Here is a 22955-nt window from a genome sequence, read left to right on the forward strand (position 1 = left end):
ACCTAATTGTCAATCGTTAGAGTACCATTCCTTAATGTAAAGATAGTGGTCGGCAAACACGCGCGACTGTCCCGGCTCTGCCGCCTTCAGTCTTCGGGCAGGCACTCCTCCCCATATCTCCCCGGAGGAATCTTCGTTCCCTTCAGCACGACGGCTCCGGCAGCCACCACCGCGCCCTCGCCCACGTCGGCATGGTCGAGTACGGTGCGTTCATCCCTACGAGTGCATTGCGGCGGATGGTAGCCCCGTGCACGACGGCAGCGTGCCCGATGCTCGCCCCGTCCTCTATGAGCACGGGAATCCCGGCTGTCTGATGCACGCAGGCAAGGTCCTGAATGTTCACTTCCGACCCTATGCGTATGGCATCGACGTCGGCACGCAGTACGGCACCGAACCATACCGAGCAACGGTCGCCCATGACAATGTCGCCGGCAAGGGTGGCATTGTCGGCTATATAGCAGTCGCTGCCCCACGAGGGGGACTTTCCTTTTACTGATTTGATGATGGTTGGCATATTGATGGTTTGTTTTTATCCATAGTCTACGGTGGATTCACGCTGTTTCCGGCCTATCCCCAAAATGCGGCAGCCGCCGTCCGGCCCTACTTCCGCTCCATCCTGATGTGGTAGAGGCCGGCATAGAGTGCAGGCAGATGGGTGAAAGTGATGACCACCGCCTCGGGGTCGCCCTGCCGGTTGTGCTGCGGATGCTCCATGACACAGTTGCCGTCGGTCTGCCTTGCGGTGCTTCCGCCCAGCGGACGGTAGCCTGCTGCCGCTGCATCGTCGGCAAACCGCATCGCCTCCTCGGCCGAGGCGGTATAGAGATTGATGCGGCTGACGGTCAGCTCACGGTCCGTTTCCACTCCGAAGAAGCCTATCTGCCGGGGATTTCTGCCTGTTATCACGTCCTTTCCCGTGGCTGCGTCGTAGGTCATGTCGTAGTGATAGGTCAGCTCGCGCTGTGTCCCGAAGCCACTGATAGTCTGCGACAGGGGCAGCCCGTAGGCCGACCCGACGGCATCGTAGAAGGTCGTCGCATTGTTGCAGTGGCCGGCATCTGAGATGATGGCGTGGAGATAGCCGAAGCCGAACGGCCTTGCCGCCGTCTGACGGGGCTGTGGCCGGCTGCCTCGGACGGTGTTCGGGGACTGCCGGGGAGGCACGGACTCCCGGACGGCATGCGTCCGGCCGGCACCGGGAGCTGACGGCTGCGGCTTCGGGGCTTTCGTTTCGTCCGACGATTTCCATGCCCGCTCGGCAGCGGCAACGCTCTCCGACTGTGCCATGATGAGCGGCTCATCCTTCCGATACTGGTCGCAGAACGGGTCCTGATTCGTGTCCCAGTCTATGTACTTGTCGCGTCCGCCGCGCTGCTCGCTCACTTTCGTGCCGTTGCGCCACACGGTGGTATATTCCAGTTTGCCTGCCTCGCTGTAGGTGTAGGCCGTTCCGTCGAGCACGCCATTGCGGTAGTTGAGCTTCATGCCGACGCTTCCGCCCGGGAAGAACGACACCGCGCGCCCGTCGGCCTTTCCGTTCCGATACTTCATAATGGACTCTACGCGCCCCGAGGGATGGAAGGTGCGGCACAGGCCCGTCAGTACCGTCCGGCGGTCGTCGCTGCGGTCGATGCTCACATAGTGCTTCTCGGCACGCAGCTGTCCACCGATGTAGTAGTCGTAGAACATTTTCTGCCCCTCCCCGTCGACCGTAAGGAGACGGTAGTAGGCGGCACCGGCAGTCTTGTCCGTCCCCTTCCACCGGCTGTCGTAGAAGATGGCACCGTGGGGAATGGACGGATTGACGTATCGCTGCGCCCCTGCCCCGGACGGAAGCAGGAGAAACAGAAGGCAGAAAAGAAGGATTCGACTCATCATTGCATGTTCATTATAACCGGGATGCCCATAACGGCGGCAGGAGACGGAACTCCTGCCAATGCCACCGAGCGGCACCGGCCATCCCCCTGCGCAGGAACAACCCCACGGCACAGGACGGGATGTGGACTGACAAAGTTAGCCCTTTGCCGTCAAATAGACAAGATTTAAGTCCTTTTTTTGCGATAATATAGCACGATTGGCATTTTTTTTGTACTTTTGCACCTATGATTCACCCCTTATAATAAAGGCTTCCATCAGCCTGTCTCACACTCCTGAGAACATTACAACGCAAGAACAGCCTCTACATGCTGCATTATACAAAGTCCATCGTCCGCTCCCTGCGCTCCGCAACTGCCCTGACGGCAGGCACGGCAGCCCTGTTTCTCATGCTGAACGGATGCGGGACGCCTGACCCCGGAGTTCCTGCCGACGAGGCGCGGAGAGACTCTCTCGACAGCCTTACCGCACAATGCACCGACACCGCACGCCTGAACAGCATGGCAGAAGGCTATGCCCGCAAGCAGGATGCCCTCGGAGAAGCCGTGGCACTGAGGCAACTGGGAAAGACCTACCGCGACCTGAACGCCTTCGGATGCGCCATCAGCAGCCACCAGCACGGACTTCGGGTGGCCGAACGCGCCTGCGACACCCTCGAAATCGTGGCCGCGCTCAACAATCTCGGCACGGACTACCGGCGGATGGGCATCCTCGACGAGGCCGCCAAACACCACGTGCAGGCCCTGACCTACATCATGAAGTTCAGCGGAAGGCAGACCGACCGCGGACTAAAGACATACGTCGTCGCCCTCAACGGACTGGGGAACGTCTATCTCACCACCGACAACCTGCAGCAGGCCGACAGCGTACTCCGAATAGCCCTCGCAGGCGAAATAAAACTCGGCAGCATGGTGGGTCAGGCCATCAACTACGCCAATCTGGGCAGCATCAAGGAACGGCTGGGACAGACAGACTCTGCATGGAACTACTATCAGCGGTCGATGGACTTCAACCAAAAAGCAGGCTCGCAGCTCGGCATCTCGCTCTGCTACAACCATTTCGGAGACCTCCATACAAAGGCCGGGAAATATGCGCAGGCCATAGAGGAATACGGAAAGTCGTACCGTCTCATGGAGCGCAGGCACGACCGGTGGCACTGGCTCGAATCGTGCATATCGCTGGCAGAGCTTTACATACGGACGGGACAGAACGCACAGGCACACCAGTACCTCCTACGCGCCGACGCCGTAGCCGACACCATCAACTCCATCCGGCACGAGGCGCGCATCCACGACCTGTTCCACAAGCTTTACTACAACGAGGGCAACTACCGGGAGGCACTGCGCAACTATACCCTCTCGGCCGCATACAGCGACAGCATGCTCAACGCCGCCAACCTGAACCGCATACAGAACGCACGCATAGCACTCGAGCGCGAACGCCGGCAGCAAGACCTCTGCAAGGCGGAAAACCACTACCGCAGCGAGGCACAGACCAAGAACATCTTCCTCATCACCGCTATCCTCGGACTGGTGTTCCTCGCAGGAGTAGCGGCACTGCTCGCCTACTTCCTCAAGGCAAAGCGTCAGAAGACCGATCTCATAAAACGGCTGCTCTACGCACGCGAACGGCTGTTCACAAACATCACCCACGAACTGCGGACACCGCTGACCGTCATCCTCGGCGAGGCCGAGACGCTGGCCGGGGCAACCTCGTGCAGCCTTCAGCGCACCACCGAGGCAGGACGGGCGATACGCCGGCAGGGGCAGTCGCTGCTCGCTCTGGTCAACGAACTGCTCGACATCGCACGCACGCGCTCCGACGTGGCGGCACCCGAATGGCGGCACGGAGAGGCCATCACCTACATCCGAATGATTGTGGACAGCTACCAGCCGCTGGCAAAGGAAAAGAATATCTTCATGACCTTCCAGCCACGGGAGAACCGCGTAGACATGGACCTCGTGCCGGAATACCTCCACAAGATTCTGCGCAACCTCATCGCCAACGCCGTCAAGTTCACCGACGACGGCGGACTCATCATCATCGACACGGCCCTCGAAGACAACCGCCTGCACATACGGGTCAGCGACAACGGCAGGGGGATAGAGCAGGCACAGCTGTCCCACCTCTTTGAACTCTTCTATCAGCCGACAGCGAGAGCCACGACATAGGAACGGGCGTAGGGCTTGCGCTCGTCAAGCAGCTCGCACAGGGAATGGACGGAACGATTGAGGCCGAATCCGCCCCCGGGGAAGGCTCCACCTTCACGCTCACCATCCCCGTCAGCCACGGCAACGGACGGTGGAAGCCCCTCAGCGACGAAGACGAACCGACGGCAGACGCCATGCAGACGATGCCGGCAGACGCCGCCCCACAGCTCAGGGATGCAGGGGAAGAAGGCGGAAAGGCTGCCAAGGTGCTCGTGGTAGAGGACAATGCCGACGTCGCACACTACATCGGACGGCAGGTAAACCATATATATAAGGTGTATTATGCCACCAACGGCGACGAGGGACTGGAGAAGGCACGGCGCATCCTCCCCGACATCGTCCTCACAGACATCATGATGCCCGGCATCGACGGACTCGAACTGTGCCGCCGGATACGCGCATCGGAGCTGACCAACCACATTCCCATCATCGCCATTACCGCCAAGACGTCGCAGGACGACCGCGAGGAAGGGCTTCGCGCCGGTGCCAATGCCTACCTGCACAAGCCCTTCAGCCGCAACGAGCTGCTCATACAGATAGACCAAATGCTCGCCATGAGGCGCGTGCTCACCGAGAAGACAGAGCAGGCAAGGCACGCAGGCGGCTCCGAAAAGCCCGCCCTCTCTGATGCCGACCGCGAGTTCGTCAGCCGGCTGACCGACGTCGTGCACGAGCAGATGAAGCTCTGCTCCTTCGAGGTGAACACCATCGCCTCCAAGCTCTGCATGAGCCGCAGCACCCTCAGCCGCCGCCTGCTCTCCGCCACGGGCGACAGCGTTACCGGCTACACCGCCAAGGTGCGCATAGCCCACGCGTGCAAGCTCCTCCGGCAGCATCCCGACTGGACCACCAACGAAGTCTCGCTGCAATGCGGCTTCGAGGACCCGTCCTACTTCAGCCGCGTCTTCAAGCAGATAGAGGGCATCTCGCCCAGCCAGTACCGCAAGAACGCCGTCTGACCACTGCCCCACGGCACGCGCATCCCCCGTCAGCCGGACACCGACATCACCGAAACCATTCCCCAAAATCATAAAAGCAAAATACAGGTATGTATATTGAGAACATCGAAAGTCCCCGAGACTTAAAACAGCTTCAGCCCGAACAGCTTCCACAGCTTGCCGAAGAGATTCGTCAGGGTGTACTCAACCGCGTCAGCAACCACGGTGGCCACGTAGGCCCGAACCTCGGATTCGTAGAAGCGACGGTTGCCCTTCACTATGTCTTCAACGCTCCCGAAGACCGCATCGTCTTCGATATCTCCCACCAAAGCTATCCGCACAAAATGCTCACGGGGCGCAAGGAGGGATTCCTCGACGCCGCAGCCATGAGCCGCATATCAGGATATTCGTCGCCGCTCGAAAGCCCTGAATACGACAACTTCGAGATAGGGCACACCTCCACCTCCGTTGCGCTCGCCTCGGGACTCGTCAAGGCGCGCGACATCATGGGCGGAACCGAGAACGTGATAGCCGTCATCGGCGACGGATCGCTCTCGGGAGGCGAGGCCTTCGAGGGTCTCGACACCATCGCCGAGCTGGGCACGAACGCCATCATCGTCGTGAACGACAACGAGATGAGCATTGCCGAGAACCACGGGGGCATCTACCGCGGACTGGCGGAGCTGCGGCGAACCGGCGGAAAGTCGGCCAACAACCTCTTCCGCGCCATAGGCCTCGACTACATCTACCACGAAGAGGGCAACGACGTGCAGAAGCTCGTAGAGCTGTTCCGCAAGGTAAAGGACATAGACCACCCCGTCGTCGTGCACATACACACCGAGAAGGGACACGGCTATACCCCTGCCGTTACCGACAAGGAGGCATGGCACTGGAACATGCCGTTCAACCTCGAGGACGGAAGCCCCAAACAGAAGGGCGGAAGCGGCGAGAACATCGCAGTCATGCTCGGCAACTGGCTCTTCGATGAGATGAAGCGCGACCCGAAGCTCGTCTGCATTGCCGCAGGCGTTCCTGCCGCCATAGGCTTCCATCCCGAAAAGCGCAGGCAGGCAGGACGGCAGTTCATAGACGTGGGCATCGCGGAGGAAGAGGCCGTCGCACTCGCGTCGGGAATGGCAAAGCGCGGCGCGCACCCCGTCTTCAGCACGCCTGCCACCTTCCTTCAGCGCACCTACGACCAAGTATGCCAAGACCTCGCCGTCAACGGAAACCCTGCCGTCATCAACGTCATGGGGGCATCGGTCTACGGCATGAACGACTTCACGCACATCTGCTTCTTCGACATACCGATGTTCAGCCACATTCCGAACCTCGTCTACCTTGCACCGACCACCTACGAGGAACTCATCGCCATGGAGAGCTGGGCCGTCCGGCAGGACAGGTATTCGGTAGCCATCCGCGTGCAGGGCTTCGGCTGCGTGCACACCGACGAGCCGGTAGATACCGACTATTCCGAACTGAACAAGTACAAGCTGGTGCGCCGCGGCAGCCGCGTGGCCGTCATAGCCGTGGGCGACTTCTTCCAGAAGGGCGAGGCCGTCGTTGCCAGACTGGCAGAGCACGGCATCGGGGCGACCCTCATCAATCCCCGGTTCATCTCAGGAGCCGACGAGGAACTCCTCACAAGCCTGCTGGCCGACCACCAGATTGTCGCCACCATCGAGGACGGCTCTCTCGACGGCGGCTTCGGCGAGCGCATATCGCGCTTCTACGGCCCTACGGCCATGCGCGTGCTCAACTTCGGTGTCCGCAAGCAGCTCTACGACCGCTACGATGTCGAGCAGCTCCTGCGCGACAATCATCTTACCGACGGGCAGATTGTCGAAGACATACTTGCGGTGGACGGGCAGATGCGCTGACAGACGGACGAATTGAAAGCTGACAAATAGAATAGTGGGCAGGCAGCAGGTTGACAATTGGATAGTCGACAGGTTGCCTGCCCGCTCTTGTTTGCCCCCGTGCCTGTCCGCCTTTCCCGTATCGGACAGACACGCGGTCTGTCCCTACATTTCCGCTTGATACAAACGGGGGATTCGCACAGGGAGTTTGTGATTTATACATATCCCGTCTGCATTACGGGCTGGCTGCCTGCTGATGGCTGTTCATTATCCACAATTCTGCCCAAACTACATAGCGGCAATTCATTCGGGCACTTTGACCATGCGAAAGTGCCGCTTTCGCATGGCGAAAACGGCACTTTCATTTTATCGTCAAGCCTGTTACATCAGACCTTCTATTACTCCGTTCACTACCTCTATGCGCTCGGCCTGCGGACTCTTCGGCAGACCCGGCATGCGCATGATTTCGCCTGCCACGGCCACTATCATTTCCGCACCGGCATTGATGACGAGATTGCGGATGTTGATGTGGAAGTCTTTCGGACAGCCGTAGGCCTTGGCGTTCTCCGAGAAGGAGTACTGCGTCTTGGCAATGCAGACGGGCAGATGCTCAAGACCAAGCTCCTTGATGCGCTTGAGCTGCTTCAGGGCTTCGCTGAAGCTCTATATGGTCGGCACCGTAGATGTTCTTGGCCACCTTCTCTATCTTCGTCGGCACGTCGTCGGTCAGCTCGTAGGCGAAGCGGAGCTGTCCTGACGGCTGCTTCTCGATGGTGTCTACGACGAGGCGTGCGAAGTCTTCTGCGCCCTTGCCGCCGTCTGCAAAGGCGGTATTGATGGCACAGCCCACTCCGAGTTCCTCGCAGTGAGCGCGGATGAGTTCGAGTTCTTCGTCAGTGTCGGTCGGGAAGCGGTTGATGCTCACCACGATAGACTGCCCGAAGCTGCGCAGGTTGTGGATGTGCTTGTCCATGTTGGCAAAACCCTGACGCACGCCCTCCACGTTGGGCTTCTTGATTTCCTTCTCGTCTACTCCGCCGTGCATCTTCAGGGCCTGCGCGGTGGCAACGAGCACCGACAGACTTGGCTGCAAGCCTGCGCGGCGGCACTTGATGTCGAAGAACTTCTCCGCCCCGAGGTCGGCACCGAATCCTGCCTCGGTGATGCAGTAGTCGCCATAGGTCATTGCCATGCGCGTGGCCATGAGCGAGTTGCATCCGTGTGCGATGTTGGCGAACGGGCCTCCGTGGATGAATCCCGGCGTATGCTCGATGGTCTGCACGAGGTTCGGTTGATGGCGTCGTGGAGCAGGGCAACGATAGAGCCGGCTATGCGAGGTCCTTCACGGTGAAGGCCTTTCCGTCGAGCGTGATGCCGAGGATGATGTTCTCAATGCGGCGGTGCAGGTCGGCCTCGCTGTCGGCAAGGCAGAGGATGGCCATGATTTCCGATGCCGGGGTGATGTCGAAGCCGCTCTCGCTGACGATACCGTCGGTATGGCGTCCCAGACCGCTGACGATGTGGCGCAGGTTGCGGTCGTTGACGTCGAGCACACGCCTCCAGTAGACTTCCTTCAGGCCGAATCCCTCGCTCTGGTGCTGGTAGATGTAGTTGTCGAGCAGGGCGGCTATCATGTTGTTGGCAGAGGTGATGGCATGGAAGTCGCCCGTAAAGTGGAGGTTGATTTTCTCCATCGGGAGCACCTGCGCGTAGCCGCCGCCTGCCGCACCGCCCTTCATGCCGAAGCAGGGGCCGAGGGAAGGCTCGCGGAGGGCGAGCACCGCCTTCTTGCCTATGCGGTTCATGCCCAGCGCGAGGCCTACGCTGACGGTCGTCTTGCCTGCACCGCTCTTCGTGGGCGAAATGCAGGTAACGAGAATCAGCTTCGACCGCTTCGTCTTCTCTTCGTCTATCAGGGTGTAGGGCACTTTTGCCACGTATTTTCCGTATAGGTCGAGTTCACCTACGGGGATGTCTGCCTTCTCCGCTATCTTGGCGATGGGTTCCAAACTTGCCTCATGTGCAATCTCAAAATCTGTTTTCATAAGGTTGGCTGTTTTTTATTAAAATTGGATTTATTGGTTATTGGGCTTCAAAAGTAACGTATTTATTCAGAAAAAGCGAACAAATTTGCAATAATTTACGTTCAGACTGGCTAAAATATAGTTAACAACGCCCATTTGATGTCTTTTGTGCAACTTTCCGGCATGGTCTTCGGGCAACCGCGACGCCTGCGGGGAGAGGACGGGAAGGGGCTGTGCGGCATGCAGGGAACCGCCCTCCCCCGTCGGGCAGACAACGGCAGGCAGACCTCGCCCGGGCGGCCTCAGGCTGCCATCCGCCTTCCCGGGGCGGCCGGAGAGAGGGCGCGGAGGGCGGGACAAGGCTCTTTTTCCGGCTTTTTTTTGTGTAGTCTTTCAATTATTTATTATCTTTGCACCGATTATTTCGAAATAACAATCCTGCACATGAGCTACGTGCAGTTAATAATTCTATCTTATAAATGAAAAAGTTTAGACTGGTGGACAACATCGTCGGATGGCTCGCATTTCTCATCGCGGCCTTCGTCTATTGCTCCACGATTGAACCGACAGCCAGCTTCTGGGACTGTCCCGAATTCATCACCACAGGCTACAAGCTCGAAATCGGGCATCCGCCGGGGGCACCGTTCTTCATGCTCACGGCCAACCTCTTCTCCCACTTCGCAAGCGACCCCACCGAGGTGGCAAGAATGGTGAACACGATGAGCGCACTGCTCTCGGCAACGTGCATCATGTTCCTCTTCTGGACGATTACCCACCTGACGCGGCGGCTCATCGTCCGCGACGGCGACGCACCGTCGCTCGCCAAGCTCATTGCCATTGAAGGCTCCGGCTCGTGGGCGCGCTCATCTACACCTTCAGCGACACCTTCTGGTTCTCGGCGGTCGAGGGCGAGGTCTACGCCTACTCGTCGGCTTTCACGGCCGTGGTGTTCTGGCTGATACTGAAATGGGAGGACAATGCCGGCAAGCCGCATGCCGACCGATGGCTCGTGCTCATCGCCTACATGACGGGACTCTCCATCGGCGTCCACCTGCTCAACCTGCTCTGCATCCCTGCCATCGTGCTCGTCTACTACTACAAGCGCGTGCCCGACGCCAACCTGAAGGGTTCGCTGCTGGCTCTGATGGTCTCGGTGGTGCTCGTGGCAGCCGTGCTCTACGGCGTAGTGCCGGGCATCATCACCGTGGGCGGATGGTTCGAGCTGTTCTTCACCAACACGCTCGGCATGCCGTTCAACACGGGTACCATCATATATATAGTATTGCTCATCCTCAGCTTCGTATGGGCCATCTACGAAACCTATCAGGACAACAATAAGAAACGCGAGAACATCGCCTTCATCGTCGCCCTCGGGCTTATCGGCATCCCCTTCTACGGCTACGGATGGGGAGCGTTCATCACGGGAATCATCGTCCTCGGCATCGTTTTCTTCCTACTACGGATGAAGAAGGGGAAGGTTTCGCTCATTAGCTCGCGCGTCAAGAACACGGCACTGCTCTGCATGCTCATGCTGATAATAGGCTACTCGTCGTATGCGCTCATCGTTATCCGCTCGACGGCCAACCCACCCATGGACCAGAACTCGCCCGAGGACATCTTCACCCTCGGCTCCTACCTCTCGCGCGACCAGTACGGCGACCATCCGCTTCTCTACGGACAGGCCTACAGCAGTCAGCCGGCGGTGGCGGAAGACGGCATGCACTACAAGTTCAACGAGGGTGCACCCGTCTACCAGCGCAAAGAGAAGGCATCGAAGGATGAGCCGGACTCCTACTTCGTCGTGCGCAAGAAGACCACGCAGGTATTCGAGCAGAACATGCTCTTCCCACGTATGTACGACGACGGACATGCCGGACAGTACGAGCAGTGGATGGGAGGAATAACGGGACACGACGTAGACGGCGTGAAGATGCCGACGCAGTTCGAGAACATCAAGTTCTTCCTGTCCTACCAGTGCAACTTCATGTACTGGCGATACTTCATGTGGAACTTCGCCGGACGGCAGAACGACCTGCAGGGCAACGGAGAGCCGGAGCACGGCAACTGGATAACGGGCATCCCGTTCATCGACAACGCCCTCTACGGCGACCAGAGCAAGCTGCCCGACGAGCTGAAGGAGAACAAGGGGCACAACGTATTCTACTGCCTGCCGCTCCTCCTCGGGCTTATCGGTCTCTTCTGGCAGGCATGGCGCGGCAAGCGCGGCATCCAGCAGTTCTGGGTAGTCTTCTTCCTCTTCTTCATGACAGGACTTGCCATCGTCATCTATCTGAACCAGACACCGGGGCAGCCCCGTGAGCGCGACTACGCCTACGCAGGCTCTTTCTATGCCTACGCTATATGGTGCGGACTCGGCGTGGCAGCCCTCTACGACTGGGCACGCAAGCTGAAAGTGTCGCCCGTGCTGTCTGCCAGCGTCATTTCCACGGCCTGCATCCTCGTGCCCGTACAGATGGCATCGCAGACATGGGACGACCACGACCGCTCCAACCGGTACACCTGCCGCGACTTCGGACAGAACTATCTGAACTCCTTGCAGGCAGCAGGCAGCCCCATCATCTTTACCAACGGCGACAACGACACCTTCCCCCTGTGGTACAATCAGGACGTGGAGGGCGTGCGCACCGACGCGCGCGTCTGCAATCTCTCTTACTTGCAGACCGACTGGTATATCGACCAGATGCGTCGCCCGGCCTATAACTCGCCGAGCGTGCCCATCTCTTGGCCGCGCCTCGACTACGTGAGCGGCACCAACGAGTACGTACCGTCGACCCGGCAGCCAAACAGCAGGTGCTCGACTTCTACAGACAGGACCCTGAAGCTGCCAAGGCGCAGTTCGGCGACGAGCCGTTCGAGCTGAAGAACATCCTCAAGTACTGGGTGCGCTCGAAGAATCCCGACACGCACGTCATCCCGACCGACACCATCTACATGACCATCGACAAGGACGCAGTGCGCCGCAGCGGCATGATGCACCCGGGAGACTCTATCCCCGACCGCATGGTCATCTCGCTTCAGGGCAAGCAGGCACTCTATAAGGGCGACCTGATGATGCTCGAAATGATAGCCAACTGCAACTGGACGCGTCCGCTCTACGTCGCCATCACCGTCGGCGGTGAGAACTTCATGAATCTGGGCGACAACTTCGTGCAGGAGGGACTTGCCAACCGCATCACCCCGTTCACGACAACGAGGGGCAACAACTACGATGCCGCGAAGTCGTACGACGTGATGATGAACAAGTTCAAGTGGGGCAACCTCTCCCGGCCGGGTCTCTACCTCGACGAAACCACCATGCGCATGTGCTACACGCACCGACGCGAGATGGCGCACCTCGCCATCGAACTGCTCAACAAGCACGAGGACGCGAAGGCACTCAAGGTGCTTCAGAAGTCGGAGAAGGAGATTCCCTACTACAATGTCCCCATCAGCCTGCAGGGAGGCTCTGCCGAAATGGCACGCGCCTACGCTGTTCTCGGCAAGAAGGCAAAGGCAATGGAAATCTTCAACGCCCTCTGGAAAAACTCATCGCAGTACGTCGCCTATTATCTCGGCCTCAATGGCAAGTTCTTCGACATGAGCCAGTTCAACTGCAAGTTCCATATCCAGTATTTGGGAAGCATCCTTCAGGAAGTGGACTCCATCGACCGCACGTGGGCCAACACCCATGCCAAGCAGCTTGAAGCTTCGCCCGTACATTCACGGCACGGGGCGGCAGCTTCGGAGAGTAAGAACCGGCTTCACCGCTCCCTTCCTTCCGGGGAGGGGAACAATTTCCAAAAGGGAAAGAACCGACCCTCTTCGGCAGCACTACCTGCCGTCTCCGCACCTGCGTAGAACAAAAAAAATCATCAAACAATCCCCTCTCCCTGCACCTCCCTCCCCGTCTTACATCGGGGAGGGGCCGGGGAAGCGGCTTTCATTCATGATTATCGAACAACCTGCGCGTTGGCTCCGTTGGCTATATCCCCACGCCCTGTGGCGGATGCCTGCCGACGACCACGCTGTCTACCTCTCTTTCGACGACGGGCCTATTCCCGAAGCCACGCCGTTCATCCTTGATGTGCTCGACCGCTTCGATGCAAAGGCCATCTTCTTCATGGTGGGCGACAATGTGAGGAAGTACCCCGAAATCTACGAGGAGGTGGTACGGCGCGGCCACTTGGTAGGAAACCACACCTACCACCACCTCGGTTCGTTCAAGCATTGGACGCTGACATACGCCGTCGACGTTACCGAGGCCAACGCGCTCCTGCATACCAAGTATTTCCGTCCGCCTCATGGGTGGCTCCGGCATACGGTCTACTGGTGGATAAAGCGCAACTACCGTGTCGTCATGTGGGACGTCGTTACGCGCGACTACTCCAAATGGCTCACTGCCGAAGATGTTGTCAACAACGTGAAGCGGTATGCCCGAAACGGCTCCATCATTACTTTCCACGATTCCCTCAAAAGCATCGACAAGCTGCGCACCGCCCTTCCCGAGTCGCTGCAGTGGCTCAGGGAACAGGCTACGCCTTCAAGACGTTTGAATAAATGGACAGACGGGGAGACAAGCAAGCGAGTTGACAAACCGATTGTCATTCAGACACGCGCCACCGTGTGTTTTCACGCCATCGGGACAAACATGCAGGCAAACCGCCTGCAGCCACAGAGAATACAAAAAGGATAAATCGTAAAGTACGAATACCCTGTCTGTAGCACGCGGAAATGTAGGGACAGACCCCGTGTCTGTCCGATGCGAGTATGGCGGACAGGCACGGGGCCTGTCCCTACAAGCTGATTGCTCTTCGCCTACAAGCCAGACAAAAGGTGCAGAAAGGACAGAGTACAGGTGTAAATACCCTGTCTGTGGCATGCGGAAATGTAGGGACAGACCGCGTGTCTGTCCGAAGCGAGTGTGGCGGACAGGCACGGGGCCTGTCCCTACAGGCTGATTGCTCTTCGCTTACAAGCCAGACAAAAGGTGCAGAAAGGACAGAGTACAGGTGTAAATACCCTGTCTGTGGCATGCGGAAATGTAGGGACAGACCGCGTGTCTGTCCGATGCGAGTATGGCGGACAGGCACAGGGCCTGTCCCTACAGGGTATTTGCCCTCCCATCTCTCTGCACATCTGCAAACAGAACGGGCGGAGAAAACATCGCCCTACTCCCCTTCCCCCGGCAGACTGGGGGACGACCGAACACCCGATTAGGCCTATGGAGCACACTATCCCATAGGCCTAATCGTTCTTATCAAGACCCATCCATGCTCCATTCCGACCATGCGCAATAAACCGAACAAAGCTCACACGCTGCCTTCTCCCTACGCTCCGCTGCTCCGGCCGGCAGAGCAGGCTGCCCCCCTCCCCATTCAGGGAGAGCCGGTAGGCGAGGCTGCCTTTATCAAGGCTTCCGCCCTGCGCCTCGGTTTCTCTGCCGTCGGAATAGCAAAAGCCGCCCCCGTCGACGCAGCTACCGCCGCCACGCTCCGCCACTGGCTCGCCACGGGCAGCGAAGCCGACATGGCCTACATGGCGAACAACTTGGAGAAACGACTCGACCGCGCCTTCTCGTTCCCGGCGTGCGCTCCATCGTCTCTCTGGCAATGAACTATACGCCGGCACAGACCATCCCCGAGGGCGAATATCAGCTTGCCGCCTACGCCTACGGCAAGGACTATCACGACGTGATGAAAGCGAGACTGAGAGAGCTGATGGCAGTCATCGCCAGCCTACAGCCCCGCCCCCGTCCCCTCTCTCTCCGCGAAGGGACGGGCTGGGGCTGCTTTGTCGACACCGCCCCCGTCCTCGAACGCTACTGGGCGGTACAGGCAGGACTGGGCTGGACGGGCAGAAACCATCAGCTCATCATCCCCCGTGCCGGGTCGATGTTCTTCCTCGGCGAGATTTTCCTGCCCTGCGAGGTGGACGCCTACGACCATCCGATGCCCTCCCGATGCGGAAACTGCCACCGATGCCTCGACGCCTGCCCTACCCATGCCATCCGCGAGGGAGAGCCGTTCGACGCCCACCGCTGCCTCTCCTATCAGCTCATAGAGAACCGAAGGCAGCTTTCGCCCGAGGCATGCCGGGTCATGGGCGACACCATCTACGGCTGCGACCGCTGCCAGACGGTATGCCCGTGGAACCGGTTCGCCTCGCCCAATACCGAGACTGCCTTTCAGCCTTCGCCCGACCTGCTCGCCATGACAAAGAAAGACTGGCAGCGGCTCACTGCCGACGACTACCGCCGCCTCTTCAAGGGGTCGGCCGTCAAGCGCGCGAAGTACGAGGGACTGATGCGGAACATCGAGCGGCACAGCAGCACCGCCACTGCGGAGACCCGGCCGCCCGTATCTCCCACCCCGGCGGAAAGGAACTGGAGGAAGAGCCACAGAAGCCGTAAAGGCTTTTTTCCGCAAATTCCGCCCCCGTTTTTTCTTTGTCCTCTCGTTTTTTATCCCTATCTTTGCAGCATGAACGGAACAATTATCGGACTCCTCCTCCCCTTTGTGGGCACCATTCTCGGCTCGTCATTCGTCTTTTCATGAAAAAGGAGATGCCCCCACGCCTACAGAAAGCCCTCCTCGGGTTTGCCTCGGGTGTCATGGTGGCCGCATCGGTCTGGTCGCTCCTCATTCCCTCGATGGAGATGAGCGAGACCATGGGCCGCATGCGCGTCATTCCGGCCGTCGGAGGATTCCTGCTCGGAATGGGATTCCTGCTCGTCATCGACTACATCACCCCCCACCTCCACCTCGGCAGCGACACCCCCGAAGGGCCTCGCGCCAAGCTCAGCCGCACGGCCATGCTCACCTTTGCCGTAACCATCCACAATCTGCCCGAGGGAATGGCCGTGGGCGTAGTCCTTGCAGGAGCCTTGCAGGCAGGAAGTGCCATCTCCACTGCCGCCGCCCTGACGATGGCACTCGGCATAGCCATCCAGAACGTGCCCGAAGGTGCCATTATCTCCATGCCCATGCGCGAGGCCGGCAACTCGAGGCTGCGCTCCTTCGTCATCGGTTCGCTTAGCGGAATCGTCGAGCCTATCGGCGGCATCCTCGTCATCCTGCTTGCCAGTCTCATCACCCCTGCCCTGCCCTATCTTCTGAGCTTTGCTGCCGGCGCGATGTTCTACGTCGTTGTCGAGGAGCTGATACCCGAAGCGTCCGAGGGCAAGCACTCCAACCTCTCCACCGTCGGCTTCGCCATCGGCTTTGCCTGATGATGGTGCTCGACGTCGTCTTGGGATAGTCCGCCGCCCGTTCCTGCTCCGGAAGGTCAAGTCAGCCGGGCGGAACGGCCTCTGTATCCGTCGGCATCTCCATTTCGTCCATTTCATATCACCCATACCCGCCATCCCGTATTTCCGCATGCCTTTGTTCGTTCGGACATACGGGGCGGATGTCCTTGCATTTCCAGTTGTTCACCACGGGGATTTCATCCCGGAATCTGTCTTTTTTATGCTTTTTGTCAGCATTACAGGCGGAGAGCAGGCAGCCTGTCCGCCTTTCTGGGTGCGGACAGACACGCGGTCTGTCCCTACATTTCCGCTTGACACAAACGGGGGATTCGCGCCCCGAAACACTGCCTTGGATTCTTTCTCCCTGAAAGCAGCCGTGGCGGCCGGGCGAAAATGCCGGTATGACAACACGAAAGTGCCGTTTTCGCATTGCGAAAACGGCACTTTCACTTTATGGTCAAATCCGCTTGAAAATATCGGGAACCGACGGCCGGCGGACAGCACGGGATTCCCCTACGGCCAGAAGACCGTTCCCGAACCGATTCCCGAAGATGCTTTCCTGCTCCCCGGCCGTCGCCAGAAGAGGAATACACGGCCGGGAACACAACGGGAGAATGTTCCGAAGAGGAGTTTACTTCACGACGAACTTCTTTCCGCCACGGACATACACGCCACGGGAGAGCCGGACGCCCTCCGGCATGCGCTGTCCCTGAAGGCTGTAGACGGCAGACGGGGCAGCCTCACGGGTATGGATGCCGTCCAAGCCGTTGGCAGCCGTCTCCTCAAAGAGCATCGGATAGATATTATCTGCCGATGCCTCCTTGTAGGCAGCAAACGACTTGTACTTCGGCGAATACTGGATGACGTGGTTAGTGTCGCTGCTCTTGATGCTGAACGTAGCGTCGTCGTTCACCGTTACCGTCCAGATGTCGGCCTTCGCGAGGTCGGTAGTCGGGGTGAACGTGTTGTAGTCGGCATCCTGATAGTAGTAGCGTCCCTTGCTGTCCTTGAGGTAGTAGCCGTCGGCAGCGGCCTCGAAGGTGAAGGCAGGCACGTCGTCGGCAAGCGTGATGGTGGATGCTGCCGATACGCTGACTTCCTGCCCGTAGAGATAGCCGTAGCTCTTGCCCTTTGACGGATTGACAGGCTTGGCCGCAATGTGCTGTCCGCCGTTGTCGGCGACAATCAGGTAACGCTTTCCGGCCGTCGGAGCAGCGGTAATCTTCGTGAAGAGGAAGCTGCCTGCAGGGCTGTCGCCGATGATGTAGTTGGCCGTCGCCACGACGCTCTTGTCGCTGCCCACGTAGGCCACGGCCCTGATGGTCATGTCCTTGTCTACGGTAATGGCTGCGGTGTAGCGCGTGTCCGCGTCGGTAGGCTCGCTGCCGTCGAGGGTATAGTAGATTACTGCGTCGGGCGTGCTGCACGTGATTGCCACCTCCTGTGCCTCGCTGTAGGTACCTGCCGCGGGGGTGAACACGGGCTTGTCTACCTTAGGCTGCACCTGCTGCAGGTAGCGGCTGTCGTCGGAGGCGGTGGTAATGGAGGTCTCGGGGTCGAAGGCCACGTCCATGGAGTCGCCCCAGACATACTCGCAAAGGTAGGGATAGTCGATGAAGAGGTTGCGGTTGTGCTGCAGCTCGTAGACGGCATCGTTGCGCGCCGTCTCCACGTCGTCGACGCGGTCCTGCCCGTTCCACTGGCGGAAAAGGTCCGACGACCACTGCTGCAGCGTCGGGTAGTCGCCGTTTTCGAGCTGGTTCAGACCCTCGGACGTGAAGTTCAGGTACTGATAGGTCGTCGCCATGTACATGTAGCTGCGGCAGAACTCGCCCTTGAATCCGTCGCCCGGCTCCCACAGGCGCACATGTTTCCGGCTGCCTGCATCGCCGTATCCCACCTTGTCGTAGCCCTCGCCGCTCTGGCTCGTAACCTCGGTAACTATGCCCATGGCGTAGTTGCTCTTCGAGTTGTTGGCCTTGGAATCGGACGGATAGAGGTTGAAGAGGTCTTTGTAGCCGTCGTTCTTGTCGCCGCCCCACCAGCTCTTGGGGAAGGAGTGCTCTATGTTCATGCCCGAAATGGAGCGTCCGTCGTGCCCCGTGAAGTAGAATTTGGCAGAGCTGTAGCGGTTGATGCACTCGTTGGTGCTCGCCACGCGGTCGGTGTACCAGAATCCGTCCCATGTGCAGCCCATTCCGCTGCCGTAGCCGAGCACGCTCTTCTGCTTCATGATGTTGTAGAGTTCGTTCTTCAGTGCCTCCTTCTTGAGTCCTTTCAGACTGGAAGCATACTGGATGAGGGCATTGCGGTCGATGGCGTGGGCGGATGTGCCGAGGCCGAGGATGACTGCTGCCAACAGGGGTTTCAGATGTTTCATTGTCATTGATAGTTTATTGGTTAAGGTCCACAGACCCTCCCTGATTCTCCCTGAAGGCAGGGAACGCCCGACGGGGCGGAAGAGGTGGAGGGAAAGTGAGACACAGATAGTCAGGTGTTTGCTTTGTCTGTCCTCCGTCTGAAGGAACAGGAATCATAGTGAGGCTGAACTTCCGTGAGGCCCTGCCCCCCTTGGGAAGGGCCGGGGGAGGCAGACAATTCGGACTGGCCGGACGCTGCCAGCCAGTCCGCTGTAAGACTTACTCGCTTGTTCTTTTGCCGACAACCCGACACCTGCGTGCAAACCATTGCCTGCCCGTCAGCGTATCGGGCCGTCAGCGTGCTGCCAGCTAATCGTCCCAGACGCTTCCGCCCCGGCGGACGTTCCCTCCCCTTATGGGAAGTCAGGGAAAGACTTCCTTTAAGAAGCCAAAAACTCGCCGACTATCTTCCCTGCTATCGGGGCGGCAACGTCGGCGCCGAAGCCGCCATGCTCTACGAAGACGGCAATGGCAATGCGCGGCCGGTCCATGGGGGCAAAGCCGATGAAGACGGAATGGTCGGGTCCGGCGTTCTCCACCGTTCCCGTCTTTCCGCAAAGGACGTAGTGCCGGCTGTTCTGAGCGCGTGCCGTACCACGCGTAACGGCAAGGCGCATGCCCTGAACGACGGGGCTGTAGGCGGCCGGCTCTACGAGGGTGTGCCGCGGCGTGGTGTACCGCGCTGCAAGAGGACGACCGGGTGTGCCGCGGTGGACGTGGGGAGTGAAGAACCATCCGCGGTTGGCGATAGAGGCGGCGAGATTGCAGAGCTGGAGCGGCGTGGCGGTGATGTCGCCCTGTCCGATTCCTGCCCAGAAGACGGTCAGCGGATTCCATCCACCGGGATAGCGGCGCGCAAGATACGACGAGTTGGCAACGAGTCCGCCTTTCTCGCCGGGCAGGTCGATGCCGAGCGGTCCTCCAAGCCCCATGGAGGTGATGTATTTGTTCCATACGTCGATGGCCTTCTCCTTGGAACCATACTTGGAGGTCTTGGCTATCATCGTTCGGAAAGCCGACAGAAACCACGTGTTGCACGAATAGGCCAACGCTCCCTGAACGGGCAGGGGCGTGGCATGGGCGTGGCAGCCCACCCTGATGCTGCCATCGCGGAAGCTGCCGCGGCAGGGAATCTTCGTCTGCATGCCGACGATGCCCTCGGAGAGGAGCGTCAGGGCCTGCGCCGTCTTGAAGGTAGAGCCGGGAGCATAGGCGGTGGCAATGGCGAGGGCATCGCTGCTGCCTTGGGGGGAATTGGTAACAAGGCAGAGTATCTCGCCCGTCGCAGGGTCTTCGGCAACAATGCTGCCCGTCTTCCCCTTCAGGAGCTGTGCACCGAGCTGCTGAAGGCGCGGAATGAGCGTCGAGGGCAGCTCTTCCTGAAATGCCGGACGACGGGGCACACCCTTTGCCGCCGACTTGGAAGCCGGCTTGGGCGCGGTTGTCGCGGGCGCATCGGGATAGATGCGCTCCATCTCTCCGTGATACTCCTGCGCGAAGGCGAGGAGGGGGAAGAGCAAAAGAAAAACACTCACCCTGAACCTACCCACAGGGAGAGAAAGGATATGCCCGAAAGATGCTGCCATAGGCTGTGCCTGTAGTGACGGGAGAGACTGCGGAAGATACCTAAATAAAGTAATACAGGAAGGTGGCAATGCCTCCAGTGCCGGCTTGCGCTCGCCCTCAATCTCTATCTGGAACTTGATGCCTGCCTTGCAGACGCCGCGCAGATTCTCAATGGAATGGAGCGTAGTAACCAGACGGACGCGGGAGCCGGTGATGACTGGCCGCCCGAAACGCATCTTGTCCATGCCGTAGTTGACGAGCATCTTGATATTGTTCACCTCAATAATCTGCTCCCACATATAGGGCAGGAGCGACAGCGTCAGGTAACCGTGGGCAATGGTGCTCTTGTAAGGGCTTTCCTCCTTGGCACGGGCCGTGTCGACGTGAATCCACTGATGGTCGAGCGTCGCGTCGGCAAAGAGATTGATACGCTCCTGATCTACTTCCAGCCACTCGCTTTCGCCGAGCCGCTCGCCCAAGTGGCTTGCCAGCTCGTCGTAGCTGTTGATGATTAACTTTGACATAGCTTGTTCTGTTTAATGATGAATCTCCGGCAAAGGTACGAAAATAATTCATACAAACACGCCAGACTGCCCTGAAACTTTCCCCCTCCCGCGCCGCCGGCCTGCCCGAGCCTTCCTCCTGCCTGCCGGAGCATACGGGCACAAGAGCCTAAATTACGTTAAAAACCGAAGGGAACGCCCGGCACTTCTGCACCAAAAGCGTATATTTGCAAGCAAAAAGCACAAGCTATCCCTTTTGTCTTACCAACCACAAGCATTATGATTGACTACAAGGAAGAATGGCTTACGAGGGTCCGCGACTTCAGCAGCCTCGGGGCAAAGGCCACACAGGGCATGGTGCTGCACGCGCTCGTAACCTCGGGCAGCTGCACCTTCGAGTACAACACCGCCGAAATCCATGCCGGGGCCGGCTGCGCCATCATCACGCGCGGACAGGAACTAATCAGCCGGCTCAGGACGACGGACGACTTTGCCGTCGAAGGATTCTTCATCACCAACGACTACATAGAACTCAGCGGACAGGAAATAAGCTACAGCGTCAGGCACATACTCCTCGTCAATGCCAACCCGGTCATGAAGCTCAGCGAAGACGAGCAGAAACGCTGGCTCTACGACTTGGAAAACATCTTCAGCCAAACCTCCCAGACCGACAATCCCTTCAGGACCGAGAGCGTCTTCACCGCCACGTGGCAGTTCATACTCGACTGCTTCCGCATCTCGGCACGCATCTACGGAAATCCCGAAACCACCCTGCAGATGTCGGCCCTCGCAGCCAACTTCTTCAAGATGCTCGAGGCGGGCGAATACCGCACCCACCGCGACATACCCTACTATGCCGGGCAGCTCCTCGTATCGCCCAAGCACCTCTCCGAAACCGTCAAGAAAGTGAGCGGACACAGTGCCAACTACTGGATTACCCACTTCACCCTCATCGGCCTGCGCCGCCTCCTGCGCAACCACAACCTCTCGCTCGGCGAGATTGCCGACATGTACGGCTTCTCCTCGGCAGCCTACTTCACGCGCTACCTTCAGATTCATCTCGGCATGAACCCCTCCAAGCTGCGCGGCTAATCCGGCAACAGGAACAGGCTAATCCGGCGGCGCGGCAGGACAGAAGGGGGTTGCCAAGAAACGGGGACGGCACTTTGGCCTTGCGAAAACGCCGCTTTCATGTTGTCAAAGTGCCGCTTTCATCTTTCCGTTTTCATTGCACTGGCTATCAGCCGTCTACGACCGGCTATCCCTGCCCTTGGCATAAGCGTGAGGCAGGGGCGGGGCAGCGGCATAAAAAAACCACCTGCTTCTATCAGCAGGTGGAGCTTCTTATACCAAATCTACAAAAACTAATTTCAAAATTATCAATCCTTATACATGAATTAAAACCTTGTAACACCTAAAACATTCTATTCCTTGTACGTTATGCTCTGAAACAATCTTCTTACGGGGACTAAAGTCCGTATTGGGTCTTAACTTTCTTTTTTATTGCAATGCAAAGTTACAAACACCGCAAAATATTTTGCAAGAAATTGCTGAAAATCCACGCCTGCGGCAGGACATACGATTGCACAAACAGCCGCCGAAAGGCGCGCAAACGTTTGCACCCGTCCCGTCCGGCGAAAATCAGGCAGCCCTCGTCAGGGCGCGGCCCGTATCCCAGAGCAGCCGCCATGCCCACCGGATGACGACGGCCGAACTGGCCACCGCCACCACCGCGTCAATCCACGTAATGCCCCATATCATGGCACAGACGATGCCGAATATCGCCCCTATCTCCGTCAGGGCATCGGCGAGGATGTGCAGATAGGCGGCGTGGATGTTGTAGTCGGTATCGCCCTTCCTGCCGTGCAGTATGGCGGCACAGACGATGTTGACGACAAGCCCCACCCCGGCCACCGAGAGGGCGAAGGGATAGCTGCCGATGGCTCCGCTGCCCGAAGACAGCCGCCCGGCAGCCTCTACAACGATGAAGACGGCCAGCAGGAGCAGGAAGATGCCGCTGGCGAAGGCCGAAAGACTGAGTATGCGCCCGCTGTCGTAGCTCTCCGGACGGCTGCGCTCCAAATGGCGCACGAGCACGTAAGCCCCCCAGTTGAGACCGATGACCAGCACATGCGAACCCATGTGTACGCCGTCGGCAAAGAGAGCCATTGAGTGGGAGAACAGCCCGACGGAGATTTCGGCTATCATCGTCAGCAACGTGAAGACGACGACAAAGCCCGTACGACGCTCCTTGCTCTGTATCTTGTTATCCATAAATGCAATTGGTTTGTTTATTGTCTTCTCCCTTCGCCTT

9 protein-coding genes and 7 pseudogenes are annotated in these 22955 nt (G+C 58.9%); 9 read left to right on the plus strand and 7 right to left on the minus strand.

Annotated features, from left to right (window positions below):
* Window positions 1-9: 9 nt before the first annotated feature.
* Together JCM15908_RS13420 and JCM15908_RS09230 are read right to left on the minus strand one after the other, a co-directional pair.
* Window positions 10-514: pseudogene (locus tag JCM15908_RS13420) on the minus strand (gamma carbonic anhydrase family protein).
* An 86-nt stretch (window positions 515-600) separates the two neighbouring features.
* Window positions 601-1878 carry a toxin-antitoxin system YwqK family antitoxin gene (locus JCM15908_RS09230; protein ID WP_051530788.1) on the minus strand — a complete coding sequence of 426 codons (1278 nt, stop codon included), beginning with the start codon at window positions 1876-1878 and terminating at the stop codon, window positions 601-603.
* A 305-nt stretch (window positions 1879-2183) separates the two neighbouring features.
* Between JCM15908_RS09230 and JCM15908_RS14175 the strand changes: the two genes are divergently transcribed.
* The 3 genes from JCM15908_RS14175 (at window position 2184) to JCM15908_RS09240 (ending at window position 6903) form a co-directional block, all read left to right on the plus strand.
* Window positions 2184-4046, plus strand: coding sequence for a tetratricopeptide repeat protein (locus tag JCM15908_RS14175; RefSeq protein ID WP_051530789.1), 1863 nt, complete (start codon window positions 2184-2186; stop codon window positions 4044-4046).
* A gap of 44 nt (window positions 4047-4090) precedes the next feature.
* Complete coding sequence (locus tag JCM15908_RS15390) at window positions 4091-5044, plus strand: response regulator (RefSeq protein WP_051530790.1); 954 nt, start codon at window positions 4091-4093, stop codon at window positions 5042-5044.
* An 89-nt stretch (window positions 5045-5133) separates the two neighbouring features.
* On the plus strand, window positions 5134-6903 hold the full coding sequence (locus JCM15908_RS09240; RefSeq protein WP_025003125.1) for a 1-deoxy-D-xylulose-5-phosphate synthase: 1770 nt from the start codon (window positions 5134-5136) through the stop codon (window positions 6901-6903).
* 360 nt (window positions 6904-7263) lie between these two features.
* Here JCM15908_RS09240 and JCM15908_RS13430 read toward each other — a convergent pair.
* Window positions 7264-8927: pseudogene (locus JCM15908_RS13430) on the minus strand (formate--tetrahydrofolate ligase).
* A gap of 458 nt (window positions 8928-9385) precedes the next feature.
* Here JCM15908_RS13430 and JCM15908_RS13435 point away from each other — a divergent pair.
* The 4 pseudogenes from JCM15908_RS13435 to JCM15908_RS13445 all read left to right on the plus strand — a co-directional run.
* Window positions 9386-12608 (plus strand): annotated as a pseudogene (locus JCM15908_RS13435) (glycosyltransferase family 117 protein); the annotation flags it as partial.
* A 244-nt stretch (window positions 12609-12852) separates the two neighbouring features.
* Window positions 12853-13463: pseudogene (locus JCM15908_RS09260) on the plus strand (polysaccharide deacetylase family protein).
* Window positions 13464-14279: 816 nt separating this feature from the next.
* Window positions 14280-15223 (plus strand): annotated as a pseudogene (gene queG / locus JCM15908_RS13440) (tRNA epoxyqueuosine(34) reductase QueG); the annotation flags it as partial.
* 162 nt (window positions 15224-15385) lie between these two features.
* Window positions 15386-16163, plus strand: a pseudogene (locus JCM15908_RS13445) (ZIP family metal transporter).
* Window positions 16164-16783: 620 nt separating this feature from the next.
* On the opposite strand, the gene JCM15908_RS09275 reads toward JCM15908_RS13445, so the two are convergent.
* On the minus strand, window positions 16784-18532 hold the full coding sequence (locus JCM15908_RS09275; protein WP_025003128.1) for an endonuclease: 1749 nt from the start codon (window positions 18530-18532) through the stop codon (window positions 16784-16786).
* Between the two features lie 158 nt (window positions 18533-18690).
* Between JCM15908_RS09275 and JCM15908_RS14685 the strand changes: the two genes are divergently transcribed.
* The gene (locus tag JCM15908_RS14685; RefSeq protein WP_148295567.1) at window positions 18691-18885 is read left to right on the plus strand and encodes a hypothetical protein; all 195 of its coding nucleotides are present in this window, start codon (window positions 18691-18693) and stop codon (window positions 18883-18885) included.
* A gap of 67 nt (window positions 18886-18952) precedes the next feature.
* On the opposite strand, the gene JCM15908_RS13450 is transcribed toward JCM15908_RS14685, so the two are convergent.
* Window positions 18953-20158 (minus strand): penicillin-binding transpeptidase domain-containing protein, encoded by a 1206-nt coding sequence (locus JCM15908_RS13450; protein ID WP_373277423.1) that lies wholly within the window; start codon window positions 20156-20158, stop codon window positions 18953-18955.
* Window positions 20159-20308: 150 nt separating this feature from the next.
* Window positions 20309-20662 (minus strand): annotated as a pseudogene (locus JCM15908_RS14435) (MaoC family dehydratase); the annotation flags it as partial.
* A gap of 258 nt (window positions 20663-20920) precedes the next feature.
* Here JCM15908_RS14435 and JCM15908_RS09285 point away from each other — a divergent pair.
* Window positions 20921-21733 carry a helix-turn-helix transcriptional regulator gene (locus JCM15908_RS09285; protein WP_025003130.1) on the plus strand — a complete coding sequence of 271 codons (813 nt, stop codon included), beginning with the start codon at window positions 20921-20923 and terminating at the stop codon, window positions 21731-21733.
* A gap of 549 nt (window positions 21734-22282) precedes the next feature.
* On the opposite strand, the gene JCM15908_RS09290 is transcribed toward JCM15908_RS09285, so the two are convergent.
* Window positions 22283-22915: a cation diffusion facilitator family transporter gene (locus JCM15908_RS09290; protein WP_025003131.1), complete on the minus strand. Its 633-nt coding sequence runs from the start codon at window positions 22913-22915 to the stop codon at window positions 22283-22285.
* Between the last annotated feature and the right edge of the window lie 40 nt (window positions 22916-22955).

The organism is Prevotella dentasini JCM 15908, from assembly GCF_000614065.1.
Lineage (GTDB): Bacteria > Bacteroidota > Bacteroidia > Bacteroidales > Bacteroidaceae > Prevotella > Prevotella dentasini.

Excerpts from the sequence above, each read along its gene's own strand:
- JCM15908_RS09230 (WP_051530788.1), bottom strand. The coding sequence starts at position 1,878 with ATGATGAGTCGAATCCTTCTTTTCTGCCTTCTGTTTCTCCTGCTTCCG.
- JCM15908_RS14175 (WP_051530789.1), top strand. The coding sequence starts at position 2,184 with ATGCTGCATTATACAAAGTCCATCGTCCGCTCCCTGCGCTCCGCAACT.
- JCM15908_RS15390 (WP_051530790.1), top strand. The coding sequence starts at position 4,091 with ATGGACGGAACGATTGAGGCCGAATCCGCCCCCGGGGAAGGCTCCACC.
- JCM15908_RS09240 (WP_025003125.1), top strand. The coding sequence starts at position 5,134 with ATGTATATTGAGAACATCGAAAGTCCCCGAGACTTAAAACAGCTTCAG.
- JCM15908_RS09275 (WP_025003128.1), bottom strand. The coding sequence starts at position 18,532 with ATGAAACATCTGAAACCCCTGTTGGCAGCAGTCATCCTCGGCCTCGGC.
- JCM15908_RS13450 (WP_373277423.1), bottom strand. The coding sequence starts at position 20,158 with ATGGCAGCATCTTTCGGGCATATCCTTTCTCTCCCTGTGGGTAGGTTC.
- JCM15908_RS09285 (WP_025003130.1), top strand. The coding sequence starts at position 20,921 with ATGATTGACTACAAGGAAGAATGGCTTACGAGGGTCCGCGACTTCAGC.
- JCM15908_RS09290 (WP_025003131.1), bottom strand. The coding sequence starts at position 22,915 with ATGGATAACAAGATACAGAGCAAGGAGCGTCGTACGGGCTTTGTCGTC.